Origin of the sequence: Dysgonomonas sp. 216, assembly GCF_010501065.1 — a bacterium.
Lineage (GTDB): Bacteria > Bacteroidota > Bacteroidia > Bacteroidales > Dysgonomonadaceae > QVMM01.
Genome location: NZ_QVMM01000041.1, coordinates 1 through 1,356, shown reverse-complemented (window position 1 = coordinate 1,356; position 1,356 = coordinate 1). Strand labels below are relative to the sequence as shown.

At 34.5% G+C, this 1,356-nt stretch carries 1 protein-coding gene and 1 pseudogene; one reads left to right on the top strand and one right to left on the bottom strand.

Annotation, left to right across the window (positions count from 1 at the left end; genetic code table 11):
* Positions 1 to 817 (top strand): annotated as a pseudogene (locus D0T53_RS13400) (site-specific integrase); the annotation flags it as partial.
* Between the two features lie 48 nt (positions 818 to 865).
* On the opposite strand, the gene D0T53_RS13395 reads toward D0T53_RS13400, so the two are convergent.
* On the bottom strand, positions 866 to 1,150 hold the full coding sequence (locus tag D0T53_RS13395; RefSeq protein ID WP_163268737.1) for a helix-turn-helix domain-containing protein: 285 nt from the start codon (positions 1,148 to 1,150) through the stop codon (positions 866 to 868).
* Positions 1,151 to 1,356: the final 206 nt, after the last annotated feature.

Below are 1,356 nucleotides of genomic sequence, written 5' to 3'. Positions count from 1 at the left end.
TCAGCGTTTTGAAACAACAGCCCGCTATCTTGAAGAATTTATTAAGCTTGAATATAAGGTGTCTGATATCGCACTAAATGAGTTGGATTTATCTTTTATCCGGAAGTTTGATGTATACCTGAAAGTAGAGAAAAAGTGCGCTCAAAATTCGGCTATTACCCGTCTGAAAAATCTAAAGAAAGTTATCCGATTGGCTTTTTCTAACGATTGGATGCAGAAAGATCCGTTTGCTTCTTATCGTTTCAAATTTGAAGATACAAATGTCGATTTTCTAACAAAAGAAGAATTGGAAGCTATAATAAAAAAGGATTTTCCTATTCAACGTTTGGATGTAGTAAGAGACGTATTTGTCTTTTGTTGCTACACCGGACTTGCCTTTGCTGATATTCAACAACTACAACCCGAGCATTTGGTAAAAGATAATGATGATTCTATGTGGATAAGGAAGAACAGATAAAAAACTAAAAATATGTGAAATATTCCTTTACTAAGCGTTGCGATACAGCTTATCGAAAAATATGAAAATCACCCTGAGTGTACATGCAAAGGCTTATTGTTTCCTGTACCTAGTAATCAACGCATGAATTCATATTTGAAGGAAATTGCAGATTTGTGTGGTATTAAAAAGACGCTAACTACTCATGTAGCCCGGCATACCTGCGCAACCGTAATCATGCTTGCCAATAACGTATCGCTGGAAAATGTTGCTAAAATACTTGGCCATTCCAATACGCGGACAACACAACATTATGCAAAAGTATTAGACCGCTCTATCTTGAGAGATGTGAGAAAGGTCGAGGAAAGCCTGTCTTTATAAATGATAGCATTGCCAGGGGAATACCCATTGATTAATTCTGATGGGTATTTATTTCCCCCGTTTAAAAGCTTTGAAGAAGTCCATTATTTCTGATTTCTTATAGTAGGTTTTTCCGTGAATCATATAAAAGGTAATTTTACCTTCATCCCGATAGCGTTGAAGTGTTCTTTTGGTAACTCCTAGCAGTTTACATAAATCCTGATTATCTAACAGTGTATCACCATCAAGGCATTCTTTTATCACGTGATTCCTGGATAGAATGCTTTCTATTTTATCAAAACGGGAGATGAGTTTTCTCATCCATGATTCAAAATCTTCAGAGTTAATATTCATATTAGCGAGTATCTTATTATTTCTACAAAGATTGCAGATACTAATAAAATGAATTCCCAACTTGTGAAAAATAGATACATACATAGCGCTTATATTACTATTTATTTGAATGTTATCTCATAGTATAGATTAAGGTGTCCCGTCCTAATATAGGTTGACAGGATTTATACTAAAATATAATAAGAATCGGTAGTCTTTAGTCTATC

Coding starts and splice junctions, on each gene's coding strand:
- D0T53_RS13395 (WP_163268737.1), bottom strand. CDS start 1,150: ATGAATATTAACTCTGAAGATTTTGAATCATGGATGAGAAAACTCATC.